This window comes from Pseudomonas sp. B21-056, assembly GCF_026016325.1.
Classification (GTDB): Bacteria; Pseudomonadota; Gammaproteobacteria; order Pseudomonadales; family Pseudomonadaceae; genus Aquipseudomonas.
Map to the genome: position 1 here is coordinate 1,278,348 of NZ_CP087203.1, position 23,162 is coordinate 1,301,509.

General features: G+C 59.8%; 23 protein-coding genes. 17 read left to right on the forward strand and 6 right to left on the reverse strand.

The genetic code is table 11. From position 1 onward, the window contains the following. The first annotated feature begins 79 nt into the window (after positions 1–79). The 6 genes from tilS to ispD all read left to right on the forward strand — a co-directional run bounded on the left by tilS (position 80) and on the right by ispD (position 6,809). Complete coding sequence (gene tilS, locus LOY67_RS05570) at positions 80–1,408, forward strand: tRNA lysidine(34) synthetase TilS (protein ID WP_265066298.1); 1,329 nt, start codon at positions 80–82, stop codon at positions 1,406–1,408. A 274-nt stretch (positions 1,409–1,682) separates the two neighbouring features. After that, positions 1,683–3,314 carry a CTP synthase gene (locus tag LOY67_RS05575; protein WP_265066299.1) on the forward strand — a complete coding sequence of 544 codons (1,632 nt, stop codon included), beginning with the start codon at positions 1,683–1,685 and terminating at the stop codon, positions 3,312–3,314. A gap of 4 nt (positions 3,315–3,318) precedes the next feature. Next, positions 3,319–4,164, forward strand: coding sequence for a 3-deoxy-8-phosphooctulonate synthase (gene kdsA, locus LOY67_RS05580; RefSeq protein ID WP_265066300.1), 846 nt, complete (start codon positions 3,319–3,321; stop codon positions 4,162–4,164). Between the two features lie 201 nt (positions 4,165–4,365). Further along, positions 4,366–5,655, forward strand: a complete 1,290-nt coding sequence (gene eno / locus LOY67_RS05585) for a phosphopyruvate hydratase (RefSeq protein WP_024779030.1) — start codon at positions 4,366–4,368, stop codon at positions 5,653–5,655. Between the two features lie 171 nt (positions 5,656–5,826). Beyond that, on the forward strand, positions 5,827–6,105 hold the full coding sequence (ftsB, locus tag LOY67_RS05590; RefSeq protein ID WP_024779031.1) for a cell division protein FtsB: 279 nt from the start codon (positions 5,827–5,829) through the stop codon (positions 6,103–6,105). Next, positions 6,102–6,809 carry a 2-C-methyl-D-erythritol 4-phosphate cytidylyltransferase gene (ispD, locus tag LOY67_RS05595; protein ID WP_265066301.1) on the forward strand — a complete coding sequence of 236 codons (708 nt, stop codon included), beginning with the start codon at positions 6,102–6,104 and terminating at the stop codon, positions 6,807–6,809. The genes ftsB and ispD overlap by 4 nt, the downstream gene beginning before the upstream one ends. Before the next feature lie 133 nt (positions 6,810–6,942). On the opposite strand, the gene LOY67_RS05600 is transcribed toward ispD, so the two are convergent. After that, complete coding sequence (locus tag LOY67_RS05600) at positions 6,943–7,839, reverse strand: LysR substrate-binding domain-containing protein (protein WP_265066302.1); 897 nt, start codon at positions 7,837–7,839, stop codon at positions 6,943–6,945. Between the two features lie 107 nt (positions 7,840–7,946). On the opposite strand from LOY67_RS05600, the gene LOY67_RS05605 reads away from it, so the two are divergent. From LOY67_RS05605 to rpoS, 8 genes are all read left to right on the forward strand, one after another. Then, positions 7,947–9,059, forward strand: coding sequence for an S-(hydroxymethyl)glutathione dehydrogenase/class III alcohol dehydrogenase (locus LOY67_RS05605; RefSeq protein ID WP_053182417.1), 1,113 nt, complete (start codon positions 7,947–7,949; stop codon positions 9,057–9,059). Positions 9,060–9,134: 75 nt separating this feature from the next. Beyond that, positions 9,135–9,980 (forward strand): S-formylglutathione hydrolase, encoded by an 846-nt coding sequence (gene fghA, locus LOY67_RS05610; protein WP_265066303.1) that lies wholly within the window; start codon positions 9,135–9,137, stop codon positions 9,978–9,980. A 43-nt stretch (positions 9,981–10,023) separates the two neighbouring features. Then, entirely contained in the window at positions 10,024–10,497 is a 474-nt protein-coding gene (gene ispF, locus LOY67_RS05615) for a 2-C-methyl-D-erythritol 2,4-cyclodiphosphate synthase (protein ID WP_265066304.1), read from the forward strand. Beyond that, positions 10,494–11,552, forward strand: a complete 1,059-nt coding sequence (gene truD / locus LOY67_RS05620) for a tRNA pseudouridine(13) synthase TruD (protein WP_265066305.1) — start codon at positions 10,494–10,496, stop codon at positions 11,550–11,552. The genes ispF and truD overlap by 4 nt, the downstream gene beginning before the upstream one ends. Then, positions 11,540–12,289, forward strand: coding sequence for a 5'/3'-nucleotidase SurE (gene surE, locus LOY67_RS05625; RefSeq protein WP_265066306.1), 750 nt, complete (start codon positions 11,540–11,542; stop codon positions 12,287–12,289). Before truD ends, surE begins: the two co-directional genes overlap by 13 nt. A gap of 38 nt (positions 12,290–12,327) precedes the next feature. Then, positions 12,328–12,963, forward strand: coding sequence for a protein-L-isoaspartate(D-aspartate) O-methyltransferase (locus LOY67_RS05630; RefSeq protein ID WP_175361775.1), 636 nt, complete (start codon positions 12,328–12,330; stop codon positions 12,961–12,963). Between the two features lie 211 nt (positions 12,964–13,174). Beyond that, on the forward strand, positions 13,175–14,020 hold the full coding sequence (locus LOY67_RS05635; protein ID WP_265066307.1) for a peptidoglycan DD-metalloendopeptidase family protein: 846 nt from the start codon (positions 13,175–13,177) through the stop codon (positions 14,018–14,020). A gap of 106 nt (positions 14,021–14,126) precedes the next feature. Beyond that, a complete protein-coding gene (rpoS, locus tag LOY67_RS05640; protein WP_041022899.1) occupies positions 14,127–15,134 on the forward strand; it encodes an RNA polymerase sigma factor RpoS in 1,008 nt (335 codons plus the stop codon). Between the two features lie 477 nt (positions 15,135–15,611). Here rpoS and fdxA read toward each other — a convergent pair whose 3' ends face one another. The 5 genes from fdxA to LOY67_RS05665 all read right to left on the reverse strand — a co-directional run bounded on the left by fdxA (position 15,612) and on the right by LOY67_RS05665 (position 20,463). Next, the gene (fdxA, locus tag LOY67_RS05645) at positions 15,612–15,935 is read right to left on the reverse strand and encodes a ferredoxin FdxA (protein WP_024779043.1); all 324 of its coding nucleotides are present in this window, start codon (positions 15,933–15,935) and stop codon (positions 15,612–15,614) included. A 133-nt stretch (positions 15,936–16,068) separates the two neighbouring features. Next, entirely contained in the window at positions 16,069–18,636 is a 2,568-nt protein-coding gene (gene mutS / locus LOY67_RS05650; protein WP_265067704.1) for a DNA mismatch repair protein MutS, read from the reverse strand. A 265-nt stretch (positions 18,637–18,901) separates the two neighbouring features. Further along, complete coding sequence (locus tag LOY67_RS05655) at positions 18,902–19,069, reverse strand: hypothetical protein (protein WP_175361608.1); 168 nt, start codon at positions 19,067–19,069, stop codon at positions 18,902–18,904. Then, a complete protein-coding gene (locus tag LOY67_RS05660) occupies positions 19,066–19,791 on the reverse strand; it encodes a zeta toxin family protein (protein WP_413776199.1) in 726 nt (241 codons plus the stop codon). The genes LOY67_RS05655 and LOY67_RS05660 overlap by 4 nt, the downstream gene beginning before the upstream one ends. Positions 19,792–20,109: 318 nt before the next feature. Continuing rightward, on the reverse strand, positions 20,110–20,463 hold the full coding sequence (locus LOY67_RS05665) for a DUF6124 family protein (RefSeq protein ID WP_265066309.1): 354 nt from the start codon (positions 20,461–20,463) through the stop codon (positions 20,110–20,112). A gap of 648 nt (positions 20,464–21,111) precedes the next feature. Here LOY67_RS05665 and LOY67_RS05670 point away from each other — a divergent pair. The 3 genes from LOY67_RS05670 to LOY67_RS05680 all read left to right on the forward strand — a co-directional run bounded on the left by LOY67_RS05670 (position 21,112) and on the right by LOY67_RS05680 (position 23,161). Then, positions 21,112–21,846, forward strand: a complete 735-nt coding sequence (locus LOY67_RS05670) for a helix-turn-helix transcriptional regulator (RefSeq protein WP_265067705.1) — start codon at positions 21,112–21,114, stop codon at positions 21,844–21,846. A 466-nt stretch (positions 21,847–22,312) separates the two neighbouring features. Then, positions 22,313–22,495, forward strand: coding sequence for a Com family DNA-binding transcriptional regulator (locus tag LOY67_RS05675; protein ID WP_413776162.1), 183 nt, complete (start codon positions 22,313–22,315; stop codon positions 22,493–22,495). Positions 22,496–22,516: 21 nt separating this feature from the next. Beyond that, positions 22,517–23,161, forward strand: a complete 645-nt coding sequence (locus tag LOY67_RS05680) for a hypothetical protein (protein WP_265066310.1) — start codon at positions 22,517–22,519, stop codon at positions 23,159–23,161. The last annotated feature ends 1 nt before the right edge of the window (position 23,162 follow it).

Sequence of the window (23,162 nt, forward strand, 5' to 3'; positions counted from 1 at the left end):
AGCCAACAGATATGTTGAATGTTAAGCAGCCATCGCGAGCAGGCTCGCTCCCACTTTGTTTTTGTGCAAGGTTATCGATATGAGCCAGCCAACGATTGATCTTGCAGCCCGGCTTCTGCTGAACCTTGCCCCCTGGCGCAACGCTGCCGCCTGGCGCATCGCCTTCTCCGGCGGCCTGGATTCCACCGTCCTGCTGCACCTGCTCGCATCGCTCGCAAACGCACACACACTGCCACCGCTCAGTGCAATCCACGTTCACCATGGTCTCCAGGCTGCGGCCGATGCCTGGCCGGAGCATTGTCGTCGAGTGTGTGAGGGCCTTGGCGTTCCGCTTCAGGTGGTCGGCGTCCAGGTCGGCCCCGGTGCCAGCATCGAGCGTGCCGCCCGGGAGGCGCGTTATGGTGCCTTTGTGGCGACGCTCCAACGTGATGAGGTGCTGCTCACCGCCCAACACCGCGACGATCAGGCCGAAACCTTGCTGTTTCGCTTGCTGCGTGGGGCGGGCGTGCGGGGCCTGTCGGCGATGCCGAGGCAGCGTCCTTTGGGTCAGGGATACTTGCTGCGGCCGCTGCTGGATGTATCCCGCGCTGAGCTGGAGGCTTATGCGGCGCAGGAGGGTTTGAGTTGGGTCGAAGACCCGTCCAACGACGATCATCGGTATTCGCGCAATTACCTGCGCCAGCGGGTTTTCCCGCTGCTGACCGAACAGTGGCCCCAGGCTGCGTTGACCCTGGCCCGTGGCGCTGCGCACATGGCCGAAGCCCAGGGTTTGCTGGATGAGCTGGCGCGGATCGATCTGGCCGCCGCAACGTCCCCGGGCGCGTTCGACTGGCTTGGGCTGCCATCCCTGACGCTGGCACCTTTGCAGGCGTTGTCGCCGTCCCGCCAGCGCAATGCGCTGAGTCATTGGTTGACGGCGATGACGATGCTGCCCGACAGCGATCACTGGGCCGGCTGGGACTCGTTGCGAGATGCGGCGGACGATGCCCGGCCGATCTGGCGTCTGGCCGGCGGTGAGCTGCACCGGGCCGGCGGGCGGGCCTGGTGGTTATCCGACCACTGGCTGCGTTCGGTCGCAGGCCCCGTCGAGTGGGCAGATCCTGCCGTATCGTTATGCTTGCCGGGTAATGGGCAGGTCACGCTTAGCGGCAAGTTGCCAGCGGGACCGCTCTGCGTCCGCTATCGTCAGGGCGGCGAAGTGCTGGACCTACCGGGCCGTGGCCATCGGGATCTCAAGCGCTTGCTCAACGAAAGCGGACTGCCGGTGTTCGTTCGCGGCCGATTGCCGCTGTTGTATCGGGACGGGCAATTGTTGGCGGTGGCCAACCTGCCGGGGCTCGACGGGGACGCTGGTGGCTCCTGGCAATTGCGTTGGCAGCCATCCGGGCAAGATCGGGGTTTGAGCTGAAAGGGGCTTTCCGGTAGACTACGCTCCCTTCTTGATACAACTTCTGTGGATTCGCCTGAATTGCAGGAGTTGCCGATTACCAAGCAGTCTTTGCTGGGCGATTCCAAAAAATGTGTAGCGAGCAACGTACCGGTGATTTTTCTTCCGGTCTGTCCCAACGCGGCGGTTTTTTTGAAAGGTGCACTGTGATTAATGCAGGTGATCGGGGGCTTCGGCCTTCCTTCGCTTTCCCCGGCGGCTCGGACCGCTTTAACGCAGACTTCTAGGGTTTTTCATGACGCGCTACATATTCGTCACGGGCGGTGTTGTTTCTTCATTGGGGAAAGGCATTGCCTCGGCTTCATTGGCGGCCATCCTGGAGGCGCGGGGACTTAAGGTCACCATGCTCAAGCTGGACCCGTACATCAACGTCGACCCGGGCACCATGAGCCCGTTCCAGCACGGCGAAGTGTTCGTCACCCACGACGGCGCCGAGACCGACCTGGACCTGGGCCACTACGAGCGGTTCATCCGCACGACCATGACCCAGAACAACAACTTCACCACCGGCCGCGTCTACGAGCACGTGCTGCGCAAGGAGCGCCGTGGTGATTACCTGGGCGCGACCATCCAGGTCATCCCGCACATCACCGACGAGATCAAGCGCCGCATCATCAAGGGTGCCGGCGACGCCGACGTGGCGATGGTCGAGATCGGCGGTACCGTGGGCGATATCGAGTCCCAGCCGTTCCTCGAAGCCATCCGCCAGTTGCGTTTCGAGATCGGCGCCAAGCGCGCGATGCTGATGCACCTGACACTGGTGCCGTACATCGCCACCGCCGGCGAAACCAAGACCAAGCCAACCCAGCATTCGGTCAAGGAACTGCGTTCCATCGGCCTGCAGCCGGACGTGCTGATCTGCCGCTCCGATCACCCGATCGATATTTCCTCGCGCCGCAAGATCGCCCAGTTCACCAACGTGGAAGAGCGCGCGGTCATCGGCCTCGAAGACGCCGACACCATCTACAAAATCCCGGGCATTCTGCACTCCCAGGGCCTGGACGATTTCGTCGTCGAGCGTTTCGGCCTGCAATGTGCCGGCGCCGACCTGTCCGAGTGGGACGCCGTGGTCGATGCCAAGCTCAACCCGGAGCACGAAGTCACCATCGCCATGGTCGGCAAGTACATGGAATTGCTGGACGCCTACAAGTCGCTGATCGAAGCGATGAGTCACGCCGGCATCAGCAACCGCACCAAGGTCAACCTGCGCTACATCGATTCCGAAGACATCGAGAACCAGGGCACCGGCCTGCTCGAAGGCGCCGATGCGATCCTCGTCCCGGGCGGCTTCGGCCTGCGTGGCGTGGAAGGCAAGATCACCGCTGTCCAGTACGCTCGTGAAAACAAGGTGCCGTACCTGGGTATCTGCCTGGGCATGCAAGTGGCGGTCATCGAGTTCGCCCGTAATGTGATGGGCTGGAAGGACGCCAACTCCACCGAGTTCGATCGCGCCAGCGGTCACCCGGTCGTGGGCCTGATCACCGAGTGGGAAGACGCCACCGGTGCCGTGGAAGTGCGTACCGAAACCTCCGACCTGGGCGGCACCATGCGCCTCGGCGCCCAGGAATGCCTGCTCGAAGCCGGCTCCCTGGTGCACGATTGCTACGCCAAGGATGTGATCGTCGAGCGTCACCGTCATCGCTATGAAGTGAACAACAAGCTGCTGCCGCAACTGATCGAAGCCGGCCTGAAAATCTCCGGTCGCTCCGGTGATGGCGCGCTGGTGGAAGTGGTCGAGTCGTCGGATCATCCATGGTTCGTCGCCTGCCAGTTCCACCCCGAGTTCACTTCGACGCCACGGGACGGTCATCCGCTGTTCAGCGGTTTCGTGAAGGCCGCTTTGGCTCAACACCAGAAAAAGGCATAAGACGATGGCCCAGAAGATCATCCGCGTCGGCGACATCGAGATTGCCAACGACAAGCCCATGGTGCTGTTCGGCGGCATGAACGTGCTGGAAAGCCGCGACATGGCGATGCAGGTCTGCGAGGAGTACGTCAAGGTTACCCAGAAACTGGGTATCCCTTACGTGTTCAAGGCCAGCTTCGACAAGGCCAACCGGTCGTCCGTGACCTCTTACCGTGGCCCGGGCCTGGAAGAGGGCATGCGGATCTTCCAGGACATCAAGCAAGCCTTTGGCGTGCCGATCATCACCGACGTCCACGAGCCTGACCAGGCTGCGGCCGTCGCCGAAGTCTGCGACATCATCCAGTTGCCGGCCTTCCTGTCGCGCCAGACCGACCTGGTGGTCGCGATGGCCAAGACCGGCGCGGTGATCAATATCAAGAAAGCCCAGTTCCTCGCGCCTCAGGAAATGAAACACATCCTGAGCAAATGCGAAGAAGCCGGGAACGATCAGTTGATCCTCTGCGAGCGCGGTTCGAGCTTCGGCTACAACAACCTGGTAGTGGACATGCTCGGCTTCGGCATCATGAAGCAGTTCGAGTACCCGGTGTTCTTCGACGTGACCCACGCGCTGCAGATGCCAGGCGGCCGTTCCGACTCCGCCGGTGGCCGTCGCGCCCAGGTGACCGACCTGGCCAAGGCCGGCATGAGCCAGTCCCTGGCGGGCCTGTTCCTCGAGGCCCACCCGGACCCGGACAACGCCAAGTGCGACGGCCCTTGCGCCTTGCGCCTGAACAAGCTGGAACCTTTCCTGTCTCAGCTCAAGGCGTTGGACGAGCTGGTCAAGAGTTTTCCGACGGTAGAAACCGCGTAACGCGGTTTTCTCCGGTAAAGTACCGCTCGATTAAAAGCACCGTTCCTTGTGGGAGCATGGCTTGCCCGCGATGGCGTCCATCATCGTCAAGCCTTGCTCCTGTGGCGAGGGAGCTTGCTCCCGCTGGGGCGCGAAGCGCCCCCATCCAGTCATGAGCAAGCTTCCTGCAACGTTCTAGTCAACTTTGGAGTGTTTACAACAATGGCAAAAATCGTCGACATCAAAGGTCGTGAAGTTCTCGACTCCCGTGGCAACCCCACTGTTGAAGCGGACGTGCTTCTCGACAACGGCATCATCGGCAGCGCCTGTGCGCCGTCCGGTGCTTCCACTGGCTCGCGCGAAGCGCTGGAGCTGCGTGATGGCGACAAGAGCCGTTACCTGGGCAAGGGCGTGCTGAAGGCCGTCGCCAACATCAACGGTCCGATCCGTGACCTGTTGCTGGGCAAGGACCCTGCCGACCAGAAGGCCCTCGACCTGGCCATGATCAAGCTCGACGGTACCGAGAACAAAGCCACCCTGGGCGCCAACGCGATCCTCGCCGTGTCCCTGGCCGCCGCCAAGGCTGCCGCCCAGGACCAGGACCTGCCGCTGTACGCCCACATCGCCAACCTCAACGGTACTCCGGGCGTCTACTCGATGCCGGTGCCGATGATGAACATCATCAACGGTGGCGAGCATGCCGACAACAACGTCGACATCCAGGAATTCATGGTCCAGCCGGTTGGCGCCAAGTCCTTCTCCGAAGGCCTGCGCATGGGCACCGAGATTTTCCATCACCTCAAGGCTGTGCTGAAGGCCCGTGGCCTGAGCACCGCAGTCGGCGACGAAGGCGGTTTCGCCCCGAACCTGGCTTCCAACGAAGACGCACTGAAAGTGATCTCCGAAGCCGTCGCCAACGCCGGCTACAAGCTGGGCACCGACGTGACCCTGGCCCTGGACTGCGCCGCCAGTGAGTTCTTCGAAGATGGCAAGTACAACCTGTCCGGCGAAGGCCAGGTGTTCACCGCCGAAGGTTTCGCCGACTACCTCAAGGGCCTGACCGAGCGCTATCCGATCATCTCCATCGAAGACGGCCTGGACGAGTCCGACTGGGCCGGTTGGAAAATCCTCACCGACAAGATCGGCGAGAAAACCCAACTGGTGGGCGACGACCTGTTCGTGACCAACACCAAGATCCTGAAAGAAGGCATCGACAAGAAGATCGCCAACTCGATCCTGATCAAGTTCAACCAGATCGGCACCCTGACCGAAACCCTGGAAGCCATCCAGATGGCCAAGGCTGCCGGCTACACCGCCGTGATCTCCCACCGCTCCGGCGAAACCGAGGATTCGACCATCGCCGACCTGGCCGTGGGCACCGCGGCAGGCCAGATCAAGACCGGTTCGCTGTGCCGTTCCGACCGCGTTTCCAAGTACAACCAACTGCTGCGTATCGAAGAGCAGTTGAACGGCAAGGCCAAGTACAACGGTCGCGCCGAGTTTCGCGGTTAAGCGGTAAATGGTAAAAAGACAGCGGGTTAGGGCGCAAAAGTCGCCTGGGTGGCGGTTTTCCCTCTAATCTGATGCCTTATCAAGCACAAGCCTGGGTTTTCCAGGCTTCGTGCTATCAGATGCTGCAAAGTTTGGCATGGCGGTCTTTTTTCACTGGATACCTGATATTCGATGCGCAGTCCCAATTGGTTGTTTCTTGTCTTGCTCCTGTTGCTGGCCGGCCTGCAGTACCGCCTGTGGGTGGGTAATGGCAGCCTGGCGCAAGTGGCCGACCTGACTCAGCAGATTGCCGACCAGCACGCCGAGAACGAGGCCTTGTTGGAGCGCAATCGGGTAATGGACGCCGAAGTGATGGAATTGAAAAAAGGCATGGAGACCGTTGAAGAGCGGGCTCGTCATGAATTGGGCATGGTCAAGGAGGGCGAGACCCTCTACCAGTTGGCCCAATGAGTATCCGATTGCCGGCCTTCTGGGCCGTGATTCCTGCCGCGGGTGTCGGAGCCCGTATGGCCGCGGACCGTCCCAAGCAATACCTGCAACTGGGCGGGCGCACAATTCTCGAACACAGCCTCGGCTGTTTCCTCGATCATCCGACCGTCAAGGGCGTGGTGGTCTGCGTTGCACACGATGATCCTTACTGGCCGACCCTGGCCTGTGCCGGCGACACCCGCATCCAACGGGTGGACGGTGGCGCGCAGCGTTCGGATTCGGTGCTCAATGCCTTGCTGCATCTGCATGCCCAGGGCGCCGACGTTCACGATTGGGTTCTGGTGCATGATGCCGCCCGGCCCAACCTGTCCCGGGACGATCTGGACACCTTGCTCGGTGAGCTGGCGAACGACCCGGTCGGTGGCCTGCTGGCCGTCCCGGCGCGCGATACCCTCAAACGCGTCGACAAGCACGGCCGTGTGCTGGAAACCGTTGATCGCAGCGTGATCTGGCAAGCCTATACACCGCAGATGTTTCGCCTCGGTGCCTTGCATCGGGCGCTGGCCGACAGCCTGGTGGCGGATGCGGTGATTACCGATGAAGCCTCTGCCATGGAGTGGGCGGGCCAGGCGCCTCGCTTGATCGAAGGGCGCTCGGACAACATCAAGGTCACCCGGCCCGAAGATTTGGAGTGGTTGCGCCAGCGTTGGGTTCATCGTCACTGAGTGAAATCGCCATCGCGAGCAGGCTCGCCCCCACAAGGGTTTCTGTCGTACACAGAATATGTGTCCACCTAAGATCCACTGTGGGAGCGAGCCTGCTCGCGATAGCTATTGTCCAGGCCCTGAAACACTGGCTTCATCCCCGATACTCCGGCCGCTCAGCCAACCCTCCCTTCAAGTAGTCCACCAGCTTGCGCACTTTCGGTGACAGATGCCGTTGCTGCGGATACAGCGCCCACACCGCCGTATTCGGTGGCTGATGCGCCTCCAGCAGCGAGATCAACGCGCCGCTGTGCAAATGCTCCAGCACGTAATAATCCGGCAACTGACACAATCCGACACCTTGCAGGGTTGCTTCCAGCACCGCTTGGCCGCTGTTGCAGCGCCAGTTTCCCTGCACGCGTTGGGAAAATTCCCGCCCGTTCTGTTCCAGTTGCCAGAGGTCGGAGCTGCCAATCAGGCAGTTATGGCGGCTCAGTTCAGACAAGCTATGGGGCCGGCCATACCGCTCCAGGTAGGACGGTGAGGCGCACAGGTACATGCGACGCGGTGCGAGGCGCGTGGCAATCAAGCGTGAGTCCTGCAGGCGGCCCAGGCGAATCGCCAGATCGAGCCCTTCGTGGACCAGGTCGAGGGGCCGGTTGCTCAGTTCGATGTCCACCCGCAACTGTGGATAAAGCCCCATGAACCGTGTCACCAGCGGCACGATAAACCGCTCGCCATAGGCCACCGCACAGGTCATTCGCAACATGCCCTTGGGTTCGCTGGTAAGATCGCCCACCGCCCGCAACGCTTCCTCACGGCCATCCTGCAACCGCTGGCAATGCTGCAAAAAGGTCTGCCCGGCCTCGGTCAGGGTCACCCGACGGGTGCTGCGATACAGCAATCGTGTCTGTAGGCGCTCTTCGAGCCGTACGATTTGTCGACTGATGTGAGAGGACGAAACCCCAAGTCGTTCAGCCGCGGCGGTGAATTGGCTGCACTCGGCCACGGCGACGAACTCGTCGATTCCTTCCCAGCGGTTATCGGACATGAAGGATTATCCCTATACAGCAATAATGTTTTGCTTTTGGCTTGATTATTCATCGTCCTGAGGCGGATTACACTCCCGGTCTTGTTTTTATTTGATGGAGAGACCGGATGATCAAGTCGCGCGCGGCCGTTGCCTTCGAGGCCAAGAAACCCCTGGAAATCGTTGAAGTCGACGTCGCCATGCCCAAGGCGGGTGAAGTGCTGTTGCGCGTGGTGGCTTCCGGTGTCTGCCATACCGACGCCTACACCTTATCGGGCGCCGACCCGGAAGGCATCTTCCCGTCGATCCTGGGCCATGAAGGCGGTGCAATCGTCGAAGCCATCGGCGAGGGCGTGACCTCGGTCGCGGTGGGTGACCACGTGATCCCGCTGTACACGCCGGAATGCGGCCAGTGCAAATTCTGCAAGTCGGGCAAGACCAACCTCTGCCAGGCCATCCGCGCCACCCAAGGCAAGGGCCTGATGCCGGACGGTACTTCGCGTTTTTCCTACAAGGGCGAAACCATTTTCCACTATATGGGCACCTCGACGTTCTCTGAGTACACCGTGTTGCCGGAAATCTCCGTCGCCAAAATCCCCAAGGAAGCGCCCCTGGAAAAGGTCTGCCTGCTGGGTTGCGGCGTCACCACCGGTATTGGTGCGGTGATCAATACCGCCAAGGTCAAGCCGGGTGACACCGTGGCCATCTTCGGCCTGGGCGGTATCGGCCTGTCGGCGGTGATCGGTGCCGTGAAGGCCAAGGCGGCGCGCATCATCGCCATCGACATCAACCCGGCCAAATTCGAGATCGCCAAGCAGTTGGGCGCCACCGATTGCGTCAACCCGAAAGACTTCGACCGTCCGATCCAGGAAGTCATTGTCGACATGACCGACGGCGGCGTGGACTTTTCCTTCGAGTGCATCGGCAATGTGCAACTGATGCGTGCCGCGCTGGAATGCTGCCACAAGGGCTGGGGCGAGTCGGTAATCATCGGCGTGGCCGGTGCTGGCCAGGAAATCGCCACCCGTCCGTTCCAACTGGTGACAGGACGCGTCTGGCGCGGTTCGGCCTTTGGTGGTGTGCGCGGTCGCAGCGAGTTGCCCAGCTATGTGGAAATGGCCGAGAAGGGCGAGATCCCGCTGGATACTTTCATCACCCACACCATGGGCCTGGAAGATATCAACAAGGCGTTCGACCTGATGCATGAAGGCAAGAGCATCCGCACCGTCATTCATTTCTAAGGAGCAGCGGCAAGCGGCAGGCCGCAAGTGGGCACGACGCTTCACTTGCAGCTTGAGGCTTGGGGCTGAAATGCGATGAGTCTTGAAAATATTTCCTGCCAGAAAAGCTTCGGCGGCTGGCACAAGCGTTACCGGCACCGCTCCGAAGTGCTGGGTTGCGACATGGTGTTTGCCGTGTACCTGCCGCCGCAAGCCGAGCAGGGCGGCAAGTTGCCCGTGCTGTACTGGTTGTCCGGGCTGACCTGCACCGACGAGAACTTCATGCAGAAGGCCGGTGCCCAGCGCATGGCCGCCGAGTTGGGGCTGATCATCGTTGCGCCGGACACCAGCCCGCGGGGCGCCGACGTGCCGGGTGATCCGGACAACGCCTGGGACTTCGGCCTGGGCGCGGGGTTTTATCTGAACGCGACGCAGGAACCCTGGGCGCGGCACTATCGGATGTATGACTACGTGGTGCAGGAATTGCCTTCATTGGTTGAAGCGCATTTCCCGGCGTCGGACAAACGCAGCATCAGTGGTCATTCCATGGGCGGCCATGGCGCGCTGGTCTGCGCTTTGCGCAACCCGGGACGTTACCGTTCGGTGTCGGCCTTTTCGCCGATCAACAATCCGATGGATTGCCCATGGGGTCAGAAAGCCTTCTCCCGCTACCTGGGCGAAGACCGCTCGAAATGGCGTGAATGGGATGCCTGTGCGCTGATTGCCGAGGCTGACGAGAAGCTGCCGTTGCTGGTGGACCAGGGCGATCGCGATGATTTCCTGGCCAACCAGCTCAAGCCCGAAGCCTTGCAGCAGGCGGCGAAGGCCGCCGGTCATCCGCTGGAGTTGCGCCTGCAACCGGGCTACGACCACAGCTACTACTTCATCGCCAGTTTCATTGGTGACCATCTGCAACATCATGCACGCGCTCTAAACGTGTAATGCAGGTAGAATCACGCCCTGACAGCAATCAGGGCGTTTTTTTATGCGTATTGGCCACGGCTACGATGTTCACCGTTTCACTGAAGGCGATTTCATTACGCTGGGCGGCGTGCGTATCGCACACGGCTTCGGCTTGCTCGCGCATTCTGACGGTGATGTCCTGCTGCACGCCCTGAGCGATGCATTGCTCGGTGCGGCGGCCCTGGGCGATATCGGCAAGCACTTCCCCGACACCGATCCGCAGTTCAAGGGCGTCGACAGCCGTGTGCTGTTACGCCATGTGGTTTCGCTGATCCACGCCAAGGGCTGGAAAGTCGGCAATGTCGATAACACCATTGTCGCCCAGGCGCCGAAAATGGCGCCGCACATCGAGGCCATGCGTCAATTGATTGCCGAGGATCTTCAAGTTGAGCTGGACCAGGTGAACGTGAAAGCCACCACCACCGAAAAGCTGGGTTTTGTCGGCCGCGAAGAAGGCATTGCCGTCCATTCCGTTGCCTTGTTGCTGCGCCCATGACCGAACTGGAATTGTTGGGGCCGCGTGCCTATGGCGAGTCGCTGGGCAGTGCGGTGCTCAAGGCCACCGCTGAAGATTTCCAGGTCGATGAAGTGCTCGACATCCCGTTGACCGGCGATGGCGAGCATCTATGGATCTGGGTCGAAAAGCGCGGCTTGAACACCGAGGAGGCGGCCCGGCGAATTGCCAAGGCCGCCGGCGTGCCGTTGCGCACCGTCAGCTACGCCGGGCTCAAGGATCGTCAGGCCCTGACCCGGCAATGGTTCAGCGTCCAATTGCCGGGCAAGGCCGATCCGGACTTGTCGGCGGCAGAGAACGACACGCTGAAGATCCTCAAGACCGGTCGGCACAAGCGCAAGCTGCAACGTGGCGCGCACTCGGCCAATGGCTTCACCTTGCGCCTGACCCAATTCAAGGGTGATCCGGCGGCTATCGACGCGCGCCTGCAACAGATCATCCAGCAGGGCATTCCCAACTATTTCGGCGCCCAGCGCTTTGGTCATGACGGCGGCAATGTCGTTGATGCTCGTGGGTGGGCTGCACGCAAGGCCTTGCCGGAGCAGCGCAATGTGCGCTCGCGGCTGTTGTCGGCGGCCCGTAGTTTTCTGTTCAACCAGGTATTGGCGGCACGGGTCGCCGACGGGACCTGGCAGCAGGCGCAGGTGGGTGACTTGCTGGCCTTCACCGACAGCCGCAGCTTTTTCCCAGCCGGCGAAGCTGAATGCAGCGATCCGCGCCTGGCGATTCTCGATCTGCATCCGACCGGGCCGCAGTGGGGGGCGGGGCCTTCGCCTGCCGCCGGTGCGACCCATGACCTTGAGCAGGCCGTCGCCGAAGGCGAAGCCGACCTGCGGGACTGGTTGATAAACGCGGGGATGAATCACGAACGTCGCATCCTGCGACTGCCCATTGGCGGGCTGTCGTGGCATTATCCCTCGCCTGACATTCTGCAACTGGAATTCGTCCTGCCGGCCGGATGTTTCGCCACTGTCTTGGTGCGCGAACTCGTCGATCTGGTGCCGGTGGGGCAGACGGACAGCCCATGCGTATTCTGATTTCTAACGACGACGGGGTGACAGCACCCGGTCTTGCCGCGCTTTATGCTGCGCTGGCGGATTTTGCCGAGTGCGTGGTGATCGCCCCGGACCAGGACAAAAGCGGCGCCAGCAGCTCGCTGACGCTCGACCGTCCGTTGCACCCCTGCTATCTGGATAACGGTTTCATCAGCCTCAACGGCACCCCGACCGATTGCGTGCACCTGGGCATCCACGGGTTGCTGGAGCGTGAGCCGGACATGGTGGTCTCGGGCATCAACCTGGGCGCGAACCTGGGGGATGACGTGCTTTATTCCGGAACGGTCGCCGCCGCCCTGGAAGGTCGCTTCCTGGAGCAACCGTCGTTTGCCTTTTCGTTTGTGTCCCGGCAGGTCGATAACCTGCCCACCGCTGCCTACTTCGCCCGCAAGCTGGTAGAGGCCCATGGCGAGCTGGACCTGCCGCCGCGCACGGTACTGAACGTGAATATTCCGAACCTGCCCCTCGATCACATCCGTGGCATCCAGCTCACGCGCCTGGGCCACCGTGCCCGCGCCGCAAAGCCGATGCACGTGGTCGATCCGCGAGGCAAGGCCGGTTACTGGATCGCCGCCGCCGGTGATGCCGAGGATGGCGGGCCGGGCACCGATTTCCATGCGGTGATGCAGGGTTATGTCTCGATCACCCCGTTGCAGCTCGACCGCACCTTCAACGATGCCTTTCGAAGCCTCGATGGCTGGCTGGAGGGGCTGCGTTGATGCGTGAGCAAGACGATATGCTGCGCCGCGGAATCGGCATGACCTCCCAGCGCACCCGCGAACGACTGATCCAGCGGCTCTACGAAGAAGGCCTGTCCAACGCCCAGGTGCTGGAAGTGATTCGCCGCACGCCTCGGCATTTGTTCGTCGATGAAGCCCTGGCCCATCGCGCCTACGAAGACACGGCATTGCCGATCGGCCACAACCAGACCATTTCCCAGCCTTACATGGTGGCCCGCATGAGCGAGTTGCTGCTGGAGGCGGGGCCGTTGGACAAGGTGCTGGAAATCGGCACCGGTTCGGGCTACCAGACGGCCGTGTTGTCGCAACTGGTGGAGCGGGTGTTTTCCGTAGAGCGGATCAAGGTGTTGCAGGACCGCGCCAAGGAGCGTCTGGTTGAACTGAACCTGCGTAACGTGGTGTTTCGCTGGGGCGATGGCTGGGAAGGCTGGCCGGCGCTGGCACCGTATAACGGCATCATCGTCACGGCGGTGGCTACCGATGTGCCCCAGGCCCTGCTGGATCAACTCGCCCCCGGTGGGCGGCTGGTCATTCCGGTGGGTTCCGGTGAGGTCCAGCAGCTGATGTTGATCGTGCGCGAAGAACACGGCTTCTCACGGCACGTCCTGGGGGCAGTGCGGTTCGTGCCGCTGCTCAACGGGCCATTGGCCTGAGCATTTATAAACAGACGCTGAATTCCGAGGCGTGGGTTGTGTCTTACACCGGCACCCAGGTGCCGAACAGGACTCAATGGCGTCGAGCAAACGTGTGCGACAGTGCTTGGCGCTTCATTAATAGAGGCGCGGTCGCGCCCCGTTATATGTGCATCGTGTCTGCCTGGGCAGGCAGGTTCCAATTTTTCAGCCACCACAAAGGGAGCGGCGGGTGAGTCTCACAGTCATTGCGCAGCGTATGGGTATCACGAGCTTTCAGCGCCTGGTGACTGGCCTTGTCTTGAGCACCTTGCTGGTCGGTTGTTCCAGTACACCGTCGGGTAATGTCCGGGTTGTCGATCGCAACAATGCTGCACCGCAACGTCCTACAGTAACGACCGGCCAGTATGTAGTCCGTCGCGGCGATACGCTATTTTCCATCGCTTTTCGCTATGGTTGGGACTACAAGTCCCTCGCAGCACGGAACAACATTCCTGCGCCTTATACGATTCATCCAGGTCAGACGATTCGCTTCGACGGGCGCAGCGGTTCAACGCCTACCGCGGTCGTCACGCAGTCGGATTCGACGCCTTCATCGTCGAGTAAAACCACGGTCATTCGCCGGCCCAGCGGGGTTGCGACGGCGACAGTACCGTCCGTCGCGAACAAACCGGCCCCTGCTCCCATGCCTGCGGCAGGCCCCGCCCCGACTGGCTGGGGATGGCCTTCTAATGGCGTTCTCATTGGAAAATTCTCTTCAAACGGTAGTTTGAATAAAGGAATTGATATCGCCGGGGATTTGGGACAGCCTGTTTTAGCCGCGTCTGATGGCACGGTTGTGTACGCCGGGAGTGGTTTGAGGGGCTACGGCGAACTCGTGATCATCAAACACAGCGATACCTACGTCAGTGCCTACGGTCACAACCGCAGGCTGTTGGTTCGGGAGGGGCAGCAGGTCAAGGTCGGACAGACAATTGCCGAAATGGGGTCAACGGGTACAGACCGGGTGAAACTGCACTTTGAGATTCGCCGACAAGGTAAACCGGTAGATCCACTGCAATTCCTGCCACGTCGTTGATTTGGTTGTCAGCCTGTTCCGTCACGTAGAGGGAACAGGCTCCAGCGTTGCCAAGGATAAAGGCGTCGCTCGAGCTTGAGGTCGAACTCACCAAAGGACTATAACAATGGCTCTCAGTAAAGAAGTGCCGGAGTTTGACATCGACGATGAGGTTCTCCTGATGGAGACCGGCATCGCTATGGATTCGATGTCGAATGATGAGGGAGCGTCTCCTCCTTCCGTTCGTGCCAAATCCAGACACTCCGCTTCACTTAAACAACATAAGTACATCGATTACACCCGGGCGCTGGACGCCACTCAGCTGTACCTCAACGAAATCGGTTTCTCGCCACTGCTCTCCCCCGAGGAAGAAGTCCATTTTGCGCGTCTGTCGCAAAGCGGCGACCCGGCCGGTCGAAAACGCATGATTGAAAGCAACCTGCGCCTGGTGGTGAAAATCGCCCGACGCTACGTCAATCGTGGGCTTTCGCTGCTGGACCTGATCGAAGAGGGCAACCTGGGGCTGATTCGCGCCGTCGAGAAATTCGACCCCGAGCGAGGTTTCCGCTTCTCGACCTACGCCACGTGGTGGATCCGCCAGACCATCGAACGGGCGATCATGAATCAGACCCGCACCATCCGGTTGCCGATTCATGTGGTCAAGGAGCTTAACGTCTACCTGCGGGCCGCCCGCGAGCTGACCCAGAAGCTCGACCATGAGCCTTCCCCCGAAGAGATCGCCAACCTGCTGGAAAAACCGGTAGGCGAGGTCAAGCGCATGCTTGGGCTCAATGAGCGGGTTTCCTCGGTGGACGTCTCCCTGGGGCCGGACTCGGACAAGACCCTGCTGGACACTCTCACTGACGAGCGACCTACGGACCCTTGCGAACTGCTTCAGGATGACGACTTGTCCCAGAGCATCGACCAATGGCTTTCGGAGTTGACGGACAAGCAGCGGGAAGTGGTGATCCGCCGCTTTGGCCTGCGTGGCCATGAAAGCAGCACCCTGGAGGACGTAGGCCTGGAAATCGGTTTGACCCGCGAGCGGGTGAGGCAGATTCAGGTCGAGGGCCTCAAGCGTCTGCGCGAGATCCTGGAGAAGAATGGCCTGTCGAGCGAGTCGCTGTTCCAGTAATACCCGCGCAAGTGCGACAGGAAAAGCCCCGACTGGTTCGGGGCTTCTCCGTTTCTGGGGGACCGTTTTTCCGGTCCTACTCTATTTTTAGGTTCGGCTTGTAAGCTTTTGCCTAGTGTTGCGTAAGCGTTCGGTCTGTCATTGCCGGGACAGTTGACCATAAAGGCCGTTATATTTTCGTAATCATATGATTTTGTTGGTTATTTTGTTTGATGAACAACGTATGACAAGGCGCGCCGAGGGCTTTTGGCCAATTGCACTCGCTGGGGAAAACACTAATATCAGTCCTGTGTCGACGGACAGACACACCCGTCACGGACGATGGGGAAGGACATCGCAGGACGCGATTCATCAGGACGATGAAAAGGATCAAAGGGATTAGGGAAAAAATGTGGGCGGGTCAAACCGCCCCTTTTTTTTTGCCTGGAGAAAAGCAAAAAGGCCCGCAAAGGGCCTTTTTGAAGAGCGCGGAGATAATCAGCGTTCGAGGTCTGCGATCTTGCCTGGCTTGCCATCCCACTCTTCGGCGTCCGGCAGCGCATCTTTCTTCTCGGTGATGTTCGGCCAGATGTCCGCCAGCTCGGCGTTCAGCTCGATGAAGTTCTCCATGCCGGACGGCACTTCGTCTTCCGAGAAAATGGCGTTTGCCGGGCATTCCGGTTCACACAGGGCGCAGTCGATGCACTCGTCCGGGTGAATGACCAGGAAATTCGGCCCTTCGTAGAAGCAGTCCACCGGACAGACTTCTACGCAGTCGGTGTACTTGCACTTGATGCAGTTGTCGGTGACGACGAAGGTCATTTCTAATTCTCTCCTCAGGCGGCGGCAGCGGATCCCTCTTCACGGTGGGGTCGCCAGGCTTGGGAGCGGACCAGGCTAATAGTCCGCAGCATCCCAAACCGCGCGCGATTCTAACAGCTTGAACGCCTGTGCGTTAGATCCGTGTCTTCAATGCATAGAGTAAATCCAGCGCCCGGCGTGGTGTCAGGTCGTCCAGGTCGAGTTTGGCCAGTTCATCGAGCACCGGATGGGGCAGGCTGGCGAACAGGTCGCTTTGCTGCGGTACGGCCGGTTTGCCTTTGCTCGGGCGTGGTGTCTCGTGGGGCAGACTGGAGGTTTCCAGGCGGCTCAAGTGCTCGCGGGCGCGGCTGATCACCTCGCCCGGCACCCCCGCCAGCTGTGCCACTGCCAGGCCGTAGCTCTGGCTGGCCGGGCCGGGCAGCACATGGTGCAGGAACACGATGCGCTCGTTGTGCTCGGTAGCATTGAGGTGAACGTTGGCCACCAGCGGCTGGCTTTCCGGCAACACCGTCAGTTCGAAATAATGGGTGGCGAACAGCGTGTAGGCCCGCAGGTGCGCCAGGCGTTCGGCCGCTGCCCAGGCCAGGGACAGGCCGTCGAAGGTGCTGGTGCCGCGTCCGACTTCGTCCATCAGCACCAGGCTGCGTTCGGTGGCGTTGTGCAGGATGTTCGCGGTTTCGCTCATTTCCACCATGAATGTGGAACGCCCACCGGCCAGGTCATCGCTGGAGCCGATCCGGGTGAATATGCGGTCGACCAAGGACAGTTCGCAACTCGCCGCCGGTACGAAGCTGCCAATGTGGGCCAGCAGCACAATCAGCGCGGTCTGACGCATGTAGGTGGATTTACCGCCCATGTTCGGGCCGGTGATCACCAGCATGCGGGTGTTGTCGTCCAGGCTCAGGTCGTTGGCCACGAACGGGGTGGTCAGTACCTGCTCGACCACTGGGTGGCGACCCTGGCTGATGCGCATGCACGGCTCACTGACGAAGCGCGGGCAGTTGAGGTCCAGGGTCAGCGCACGCTCGGCCAGGTTGCTCAGTACGTCCAGTTCCGCCAGGGCGGCAGCGGTGTCTTGCAAGGGCGGCAGTTGGCTGATCAGGTCTTCGAGCAGCGCTTCGTAGAGCATCTTCTCCCGGGCCAGGGCGCGGCTCTTGGCCGACAGCGCCTTGTCCTCGAACGCCTTGAGTTCCGGAGTGATGAAGCGCTCGGCACCCTTGAGGGTCTGGCGGCGGATGTAGTCGGCCGGCGCCTGTTCGGCCTGCTTGCTCGGCAATTCGATGAAGTAGCCGTGGATGCGGTTGTAGCCGACCTTGAGGTTACTCAGGCCGGTACGGGCTTTTTCCCGGGCTTCGAGGTCGATCAGGAACTGACCGGCGTTCTCGCTCAGCGCCTGCAGCTCGTCGAGCTCGGCGTCATAACCGGTTTTCAGCACACCACCGTCACGGATCACGGCGGGCGGGTTATCGATGATGGCTTTTTCCAGCAACGCGGCCAGGTCCGGGTAGGTGCTGGTGATCCGAGCCAGTTGTTGCAGGTGCGGGGCTTCGAGGTCGGTCATCGCCACCTGGAGTTCCGGCAGGGCACCGAGGGCATCGCGCAGGCGCGCCAGATCCCGCGGACGGGCGTTGCGCAGGCCGATCCGCGCCAGGATCCGCTCGATGTCGCCGATTTCCTTGAGTTGCGGTTGCAGCTGCTCGAAGCGATAACGATCCAGCAGGCAGGTAATGGAGCTCTGCCGCGCCAGCAACACCGTCAGGTCCCGCAGGGGACGGTTCAGCCAGCGCGTCAGCAACCGGCTGCCCATGGCGGTCTGGCACCGATCAACCACCGATTGCAGGGTGTTGTCGCGTCCGCCGGCCAGGTTGGTGTCCAGCTCCAGGTTGCGCCGGCTCGCACCGTCCAGTACCACCGTGTCATCCAGGCGCTCGTGGCGCAGGCTGCGCAAATGGGGCAGGGCGGTGCGCTGGGTTTCCTTGGCGTAGGCCAGCAGACAGCCGGCCGCGCCGATGGCCAGGGTCAGGTTTTCGCAGCCGAAGCCCTTGAGATCCTGGGTGGAAAACTGCTGGCAGAGACTTTTCAGCGCCGAGTCGCGCTCGAAATCCCACGGTGCCCGACGCCGAACCCCACGGCGTTTTTCTGCCGGCAGGTCCTTGGGCCAGTCATCGGGAATCAACAGCTCCACGGGGTTGACCCGCTCCAGCTCCGCCAGCAGGTTTTCCCAACTCTTGATTTCCAACACCGAAAAATTGCCACTGGTGATGTCCAGCACTGCCAGGCCGAACAGGCGCTCGTCCCCCAGCACTGCGGCGATCAGGTTGTCCCGACGCTCATCCAGCAATGCCTCATCGCTGACAGTGCCCGGCGTGATGATGCGCACCACTTGCCTTTCCACTGGCCCCTTGCTGGTGGCCGGGTCACCGACCTGTTCGCAAATCACCACCGACTCACCGAGCTTGACCAGTTTCGCCAGGTAACCTTCCGCTGCGTGGTAAGGAATCCCACACATCGGAATCGCCATGCCCGCCGATTGCCCACGCGCCGTCAGGGTGATGTCCAACAGCTTGGCGGCCTTCTTCGCATCCTCATAGAAGATCTCGTAGAAGTCGCCCATGCGATAGAACATCAGCTGATCGGGGTGCTGATTCTTCAGGCGCCAGTACTGCTGCATCATGGGCGTATGGGAGGACAGGTCGTTCACGGCTGTATTCATCGGTGTCAGGCAAGCTCGTTGAAAGGTGTAGGGCAAAAGGAAGGGCAGGGGCCCGGCTTTTCCGCGATGGGCGCAAGGTTAACATGGGTGATCTGGTGCGACCCAAGGATGAGTGTCTTTCATTTTTTTGATCACACTGGATTTCTGATCTCAGGCATTTTCTTTTCAATCCTATGGCATGGAAATCTTTGACTGGGCATAAATCAGGCAACAAAAAGCCCGACACTTGGTCGGGCTGCTCTTGAATCTGATATCAGGCTCGTTTCGCCTCGGCCTGCATCATCACCAGGTTTTGCTGCTTGGTAGCTTCCGTCAAAACCTCGCTATAAATACGCTTTTTTTGGTCCGATTTTGCATTACGAATAAAATCGGCAAAGGTACTTTTGGTTCCTTTGGACAAGCCTAGCTTGATCGAAATCATAGGTGCCCTCCTGATGGTGGTTCGAGCATGGCCTCTAGATCGGCCCGCGTATGTTGCTCAGGGATATGGTAGTCAATTTTATCGACACCAGCTTTGTAAAGTCGTCCCGAATTGTCGATATGTTTGAGCAGTAGATCCACATGAACGTCACCTTGGTACTCTAGCTTAAGCGCGTTCACTACGTCACGCGCGGCGAAGTATTGCCTGATGAAATGTTCTTTACGGATCCTCCTACCCTCGGCTGCCTCGCGAGCGTTAACGAATCCCCAAGCGAGCACCGGCGATTGATATACATACAAAATCTGTACGAATCGTCCTTTTTTCAAGGAGCGATCTACGTTCCTTCTTGCTACGTCTATGTTGGAAAACGTTCCATCAAGGATGAAGGACTGCCTTTGATCCAACGCAAGATCCAAAATTTTATCGACCAAAATCGATACAGCGCCTTGAAAAAGCCAGGAATTTGCGCCGGTGTAGGCGGGAAATTCGCTTCGTAACTCATCAGCGTCTATGCGCAGGATGGCTGCATCTGCAAATAGATTCACCAGAGCTATCGAGGCCTCGGTTTTACCTGCTCCTGGGGAACCTGCCATGAAAACTGATACTGGCGCTTCTTCCGGTGGATAAAGCACCTTATCCGTGAGTCGCTTTGCGATTGCTTTTTTATTGGACCGAGCGAAGCGCAATGCGTCTTCGCTAATGGCGTGGTCTGCTGGTGCCATTATTTGGCTGCCTGCGTCGGCGTCCTCCGTCATCAACCAACTCCTTCTGATGATTCCTGCTGTCTGAACCGAGCTAAGCCAGACTACTTTATGCCTAATACTGTCCATTTGAGGAAGTCGACAAAGTGGTAGCGAGGGCGATTGCTCCCGTGTGGGTGCGAAGCCACAGAAAAGGGCTGCTTTGCAGCCCAGCGGGAGCGAGCTCCCTCGCCACAGGTTCATCGTTTTGCTCAAGTGAGCAGTATGGCGACATATAAGTGGCGTTTTTTGTTTCTGTTCAAATCAAGCCTGTTTCACCTCGGTGTGCATCATGGATGCTTACCTCGGCTCAACCACATCCAACGCCCGGTTCGCCAGCAGTTGGCCCAGTTCGATCATTTGTTGGACCCCTAGCGCGATATGCCGCCGCGAGCCTTCCAGATCGAACGCCAGGTCACTGACCATGGCATTGGCCGAGGCGAGGGTTTCACTGAGGTTGGCGAGCAGGCATTCGGCATCGATGTTAGGGGCGATGATGAAAAGGGTGTCGAGTGTGTCGGATGTTTCTTTGTCGGTTTGTGGCTTGAGGTAGTAGTCCAAGGCCCGGGTGGCCGCTTCGTCGAGCGCCTTGGCTGACTGGGAGCGGGAGATATGATCGTCTGTAGATGGGGGATTCGGAGTGTGCTTAATCATGCTTCTTGGATCCTCGAAGTGGGAGCTACCACCGAGTCGCTACTAAACGAAGAGAGTGGCAACTGTACGCAGGTTAGTAGACCGGGGATCCAAGAAACCGGCGCACCCGAAGGCGCCCTGCGCACAGCTGCCATTGAATGCAGGATAGGAGTCCTGACTTAATGGAGCGATGTACATCTTGGATACCGAGCTACTAAACCCGATCACTGATGGGCAGTGACGAGAACAAAACTACCGATTGGATCCAAGGTGCACAAGCCGGCGGATTCTGGCGTAGTTGTAGGCAGAGGCGCAAGGCGACGTAGCCTGGTGGCGCATATTTGAAGGACCGGAATCGGGCAGTTTCCCAAGAGGCTGTAGGGGAAATTTCCAACACAACGGGCGCACCGGACCCTGTGGCGAGGGAGCTTGCTCCCGCTGATGTGCTCCCTGTAGGAACTGCCGAGCGAAGCGAGGCTGCGATCTTTTCCCAGACACTTGAATCCCAAGTGAAAGATCAAAGGCCCGAGCCTTCATCAGCTTCTACAGAGCCCAGCGGGAGCAAGCTCCCTCGCCACGGGTACAAAAAGAGTCGTTTCATCCTCCATATGCACGATTTATGCAAATCAGCATTTGTCTTCTGCAAAAAGAACAAGCATCATGCGTGTTATGCAAAAACGCAACGTTTCTACCGTATTAAGAGCATTGCTCGATCAGCACGGGATCTCCCCCACGGAGCTTCACCGGCGTACCGGCGTGCCTCAATCCACCCTCTCGCGGATCCTCAGCGGCAAGATCGTCGATCCTTCGGATAAACACATCTCGAAGATCGCCGAATACTTTGCCGTGAGCACCGACCAGTTGCGCGGGCGCGCCGATGTCGCGCTTGCCGGCAACAGCCGCCGCGACGAGCCGCATTCCGAACTCAAGGACATAAGCCTGTGGGACGACGATACACCTGTCGAAGAAGACGAGGTGTCGGTCCCTTTTCTGCGTGAGGTTGAATTGGCTGCTGGATCAGGAAGATTCGTCATCGAGGAAAGCGAGCGCTCCAGCCTGCGCTTTGGCAAGCGCAGCCTGCGTCATAACGGCGTGCAGTTCGACCAGGCCAAATGCGTGACGGTACGCGGCAACAGCATGTTGCCGGTGCTGCGCGACGGCGCGACGGTTGGGGTGAATGCGGGTAAATGTGGCATTGGCGACATTGTCGATGGCGACCTCTACGCCATCAATCACAACGGGCAACTGCGGGTGAAGCAGCTCTATCGCCTGCCTACCGGGATCCGCCTGCGCAGCTTCAACCGCGATGAACATCCGGACGAAGACTACAGCTTCCAGGACATGCAGGAAGAACAGATCGTCATCCTCGGTCATGTCTTCTGGTGGGGCATGTACGCCCGCTAACCCCTCCGTTGTCAGATAAAACCCGCCGTCGTGCGGGTTTTTTTTCGCCCCTGAAAAGGGCTGTAACCCCTGTCCCTGCTGGGTGCTAATGCGCTGATGCATTTGCCGTGCATAAATAAATGCATTTGCGCATTGACTGTATATGCATACATGCATATTCTGTGTCCAAGCCGCTCGACAAAGCCGGCTGGCAACACCGCTCTTTAGTTCCATCAACAGGCAGCGATGAACCGGCCTCAACGGTTCAGAGGGTTGGCAACTGACCCGGGTGTGCAGCGTAAAGCACCAGAAGCAGTTATCCGGCGGGCAGGGGCCGCGGCCGGAGGAACAATTTGAATGGATCCGTACCGCGCCAGTCGCGCCGAAAGATCAAGCGCATTACTGAAAAGCCTGGGCGACCGGGCTTTTTGGAATGCCTGCGCCGTGAGGCGCTTCAAAACATACCGCCGCCAATGGAGGGCTTTCAATGCTGAAGGATTTCAGATGCGGTAGCTGTAAACGACTTCTGGCCCGCGTGGGCGAGAACGCCGAACTCCAGATCAAGTGTTCCCGATGCGGGACGTTGAATCATGTGAAGGCCGTTGAGCCTCGAGTGATCGCCGTTGAGCGAACAACGTGCGCAGTAGACCGCACAACCAGTACTCAATGACATCCGTCGAGGTAACAACAAATGAAACTATCCAAACAGCTTCTACTGGCGATTGCGTTTCTGTCGTCCTTCGTCTCGCTGAACAGCCGCGCTGATACAGCCATGTCCTGGAACTTGGCCAGGGACATGTACTTGATGACGGAACAGGCTCCGGCCGGTTCTGCGTGGTCTTTCATGCAGAACAAGACGGCGGTAAACGCTTCGGCCAACTACACGCTTTTTCCGGCGTTCCAAGCAGGCGTTTGCAACGGTAAGCCAACCACTTGCTGGCGGGACGATGCCACTGGTGCCTGGATCTCCATTCCGAACGAAAGCTTCACCTTCACCGGCTCGGGCACCAGTTTCGTATTCAAAAAGGGCGACGTGGCGACGCATCCCGGCACCAACAGCCAGAGCATCTTCCGTTGGGCCAGTCCCGTTACCGGCAACATCAACGTATTGGGACGGGTCAACGACCTGCATAACGCATGCGGCGATGGTATTGGCTGGTCGCTCAACCTGGGTGACACCGTGCTCCAGTCCGGCAGTTTGGCAAACGGCGGCAGCACCACGTTCATGTTGAACAGTGTCGCAGTCACGTCGACGTCATCGCTCTATCTGGTCATTGATCGCAAAGCGAATAACTCCTGTGATGCGACCAGTATCGACATGCTCATCACTCGTTAAG

What these genes read in the sequence shown, in the direction of transcription:
- tilS (WP_265066298.1), top strand. Translation starts at nt 80, where the DNA reads ATGAGCCAGCCAACGATTGATCTTGCAGCCCGGCTTCTGCTGAACCTT.
- LOY67_RS05575 (WP_265066299.1), top strand. Translation starts at nt 1,683, where the DNA reads ATGACGCGCTACATATTCGTCACGGGCGGTGTTGTTTCTTCATTGGGG.
- kdsA (WP_265066300.1), top strand. Translation starts at nt 3,319, where the DNA reads ATGGCCCAGAAGATCATCCGCGTCGGCGACATCGAGATTGCCAACGAC.
- eno (WP_024779030.1), top strand. Translation starts at nt 4,366, where the DNA reads ATGGCAAAAATCGTCGACATCAAAGGTCGTGAAGTTCTCGACTCCCGT.
- ftsB (WP_024779031.1), top strand. Translation starts at nt 5,827, where the DNA reads ATGCGCAGTCCCAATTGGTTGTTTCTTGTCTTGCTCCTGTTGCTGGCC.
- ispD (WP_265066301.1), top strand. Translation starts at nt 6,102, where the DNA reads ATGAGTATCCGATTGCCGGCCTTCTGGGCCGTGATTCCTGCCGCGGGT.
- LOY67_RS05600 (WP_265066302.1), bottom strand. Translation starts at nt 7,839, where the DNA reads ATGTCCGATAACCGCTGGGAAGGAATCGACGAGTTCGTCGCCGTGGCC.
- LOY67_RS05605 (WP_053182417.1), top strand. Translation starts at nt 7,947, where the DNA reads ATGATCAAGTCGCGCGCGGCCGTTGCCTTCGAGGCCAAGAAACCCCTG.
- fghA (WP_265066303.1), top strand. Translation starts at nt 9,135, where the DNA reads ATGAGTCTTGAAAATATTTCCTGCCAGAAAAGCTTCGGCGGCTGGCAC.
- ispF (WP_265066304.1), top strand. Translation starts at nt 10,024, where the DNA reads ATGCGTATTGGCCACGGCTACGATGTTCACCGTTTCACTGAAGGCGAT.
- truD (WP_265066305.1), top strand. Translation starts at nt 10,494, where the DNA reads ATGACCGAACTGGAATTGTTGGGGCCGCGTGCCTATGGCGAGTCGCTG.
- surE (WP_265066306.1), top strand. Translation starts at nt 11,540, where the DNA reads ATGCGTATTCTGATTTCTAACGACGACGGGGTGACAGCACCCGGTCTT.
- LOY67_RS05630 (WP_175361775.1), top strand. Translation starts at nt 12,328, where the DNA reads ATGACCTCCCAGCGCACCCGCGAACGACTGATCCAGCGGCTCTACGAA.
- rpoS (WP_041022899.1), top strand. Translation starts at nt 14,127, where the DNA reads ATGGCTCTCAGTAAAGAAGTGCCGGAGTTTGACATCGACGATGAGGTT.
- fdxA (WP_024779043.1), bottom strand. Translation starts at nt 15,935, where the DNA reads ATGACCTTCGTCGTCACCGACAACTGCATCAAGTGCAAGTACACCGAC.
- LOY67_RS05655 (WP_175361608.1), bottom strand. Translation starts at nt 19,069, where the DNA reads ATGATTTCGATCAAGCTAGGCTTGTCCAAAGGAACCAAAAGTACCTTT.
- LOY67_RS05660 (WP_413776199.1), bottom strand. Translation starts at nt 19,791, where the DNA reads ATGGCACCAGCAGACCACGCCATTAGCGAAGACGCATTGCGCTTCGCT.
- LOY67_RS05665 (WP_265066309.1), bottom strand. Translation starts at nt 20,463, where the DNA reads ATGATTAAGCACACTCCGAATCCCCCATCTACAGACGATCATATCTCC.
- LOY67_RS05670 (WP_265067705.1), top strand. Translation starts at nt 21,112, where the DNA reads ATGCAAAAACGCAACGTTTCTACCGTATTAAGAGCATTGCTCGATCAG.
- LOY67_RS05675 (WP_413776162.1), top strand. Translation starts at nt 22,313, where the DNA reads ATGCTGAAGGATTTCAGATGCGGTAGCTGTAAACGACTTCTGGCCCGC.
- LOY67_RS05680 (WP_265066310.1), top strand. Translation starts at nt 22,517, where the DNA reads ATGAAACTATCCAAACAGCTTCTACTGGCGATTGCGTTTCTGTCGTCC.